Origin of the sequence: Rhodococcus sp. (in: high G+C Gram-positive bacteria) (genome assembly GCF_049286785.1) — a bacterium.
Taxonomy (GTDB): domain Bacteria; phylum Actinomycetota; class Actinomycetes; order Mycobacteriales; family Mycobacteriaceae; genus Rhodococcus_F.
The window spans coordinates 1-2178 of the sequence record NZ_JBAQEO010000531.1; the positions used below are offsets into that span (position 1 = coordinate 1).

2 protein-coding genes are annotated in these 2178 nt (G+C 62.6%); one reads left to right on the top strand and one right to left on the bottom strand.

Annotated features, from left to right (window positions below; genetic code table 11):
• Positions 1–337 precede the first annotated feature (337 nt).
• Complete coding sequence (locus WAW17_RS19235) at positions 338–1042, bottom strand: TetR/AcrR family transcriptional regulator (protein WP_422334529.1); 705 nt, start codon at positions 1040–1042, stop codon at positions 338–340.
• 204 nt (positions 1043–1246) lie between these two features.
• Here WAW17_RS19235 and WAW17_RS19240 point away from each other — a divergent pair.
• On the top strand, positions 1247–2178 hold a 932-nt coding region (locus WAW17_RS19240; protein ID WP_422334530.1), incomplete at its 3' end, for an MFS transporter.

Sequence of the window (2178 nt, forward strand, 5' to 3'; positions counted from 1 at the left end):
ATCGAAGACCGCGCCGACCAGTTGTTGGCCGAGCTGCTCGGGATCCTCGACGACGTCACGTGAGCGTCCAGTGCCAGATCCGGTAGGGGGGCCAGTCCGCCATCTCGCATCGTTCGTCACTTCAGCACGTCATACCGGAATTTTCAAGCGGACATCTAAACCGAACGGATCGAGGCCGATTCACCAGCCGTAGTGTCAGTTTCAGAAGACGGCTGCACGATGTCAGAAGTGCACTGCAGTGCAACTCCGAGTTCTCGAGCACACGTCCGGCCTTATCCAGTGAGCGCTGCGATCCCTGACTGGATAGCGCATTGAGGGTGAAATTTCGCATCAAGTTTTATTGGCCGTCGGTGAGCTGCGGGTCTAGCGTCGCGGCCGGCCGTGGACGGCTGTTGTCGCGCGAAGTGCTCGATCGGACACTTGCGGCATGGGCGGCGAGAAAGTTGTCGACGATTTGGATGCAGTCGTCGGCGTGGATGTGGCGCAGTCCTGTGAGGCGAGCGAACACTATCGGTCCGAGGAGCTGAATGAGGGCGAAGGTGGTGTCGATCTCGCCGAGCACAGTGCGGGCGTCAGGGGCCGTCAGGATCTGATCCAGGGACCTGCGGTATTGCTCTATGACACGGGCCCGAAGCGAGACCACCGCGCCAAGATCGAGATCGCGCCGGCTGGCGTCGCCGCTGTTGACGGGTCCCATTGCCAGCCACGCCAGCGTGGTCATTTGCACCGGAGCTTGGTCGATGAGGTCGGCTTGGGTGGTGAGCACCGAAATCAGACGTTCGCGTAGCGGACCGGTATCGATATCGGTGTCGACTGGGGGTAGTAGTCGCTCGAAGGTTGCAGCGAGCAGGTCAGTGGTACTTCCGAAGTGGCGGTACAGAGTGGCACGTGCAACCTTCGACATGCGGGTGACCGCCTCCACGGTAACCGCCTCGACACCGCCGGTGGCTAGCAGCTGGCCCGCCGCTTCGAGTAACCGGTTACGTGAGCGCGCCAGCCGGGGGTCGGCCGGGCCCTCGGCTGCAACGAGAGGGTCGACCATGAACGGGCTCCGCTCCATTTTGACTGACAAAACATGTCCTCGCTTGACCATTCTGTCACACCCGCAGAGTTGTGATACTAATAGTCTCGTACCGAGACGATCGGTCTCGAACTGGGAGGCTGGCCGTTGAACGAACGTAGATCCGACTCTGCCAGCGTCGCTCGATGGAGCGGTGCCCAGTGGTGGATGTTGATTGTGTCGTGCATGGCGGTCGCGTTGGTGGTGGCCGCAATGGCAGCATTGTATTCAGCGTTGCCACAGATCGCGGTCGCGACAGGGGCGACGCAAGCTCAACTGACCTGGATAGTCGACGGTTATACGCTGGTATTGGCGTGCTTCGTTCTGCCTGCCGGTGCGATCGGTGACCGGTACGGTCGCCGGGGGGTGCTCGTGGCGGGGTTGGCGTTGTTCGCTTTCGCGTCGGCATTGCCCTTGTTTCTCGCCGACCCGGCGTGGCTGATCGCTGCTCGCGCGTTGGCTGGGGCGGGTGCGGCGCTGGTCATGCCCTCGACGCTGTCGATACTGACCGCGGGATTTCCACCGGCGCATCGCGGTCGCGCTGTAGGTGTGTGGGCCGGGGTTGCTGGATCCGGGGCGGTCCTGGGCATCCTCGGGGCTGGTGTGCTGCTCGAGCAGTGGTCGTGGACCTCGGTGTTCGTCGGGTTGACCGTCGCCGGAGCGGTTCTGGCCGGGTTGGCATGCAGTATCGCGGAGTCCCGCCAGCAGGAGCATCCACCGGTCGATTGGGTGGGCGCGGCGACCGTAGTGGTCGCGGTCGGGGCGATCGTCTTCGCTGTGATCGAGGTTCCGGCCCGTGGCTGGTCGGATTCGCTCGTCGCCATCAGCACTGCGGTGGGCTTGTTTGCGGTTGTGGTGTTCGTCGTCGTAGAACTACGTTCCTCGGCACCCCTACTCGATGTCCGGTTGTTCGCCCGCCGTGGCTTCGGTGCCGGCGCGCTGTCGGTCTGTATCCAATTTTTGGTGACCTTCGGGGTGTTCTTGCTGTTGGTGCAGTATCTGCAGTTGATTCTCGGTTATGGACCGCTCACCGCCGCGTTGGCGTTGACCCCTATGGTCGTGCCGCTCATCGTGATCTCGGTGATTGCACCCTGGCTGTCGAACATTGTTGGGCTGCG

Excerpts from the sequence above, each read along its gene's own strand:
- WAW17_RS19235 (WP_422334529.1), bottom strand. The coding sequence starts at position 1,042 with ATGGTCGACCCTCTCGTTGCAGCCGAGGGCCCGGCCGACCCCCGGCTG.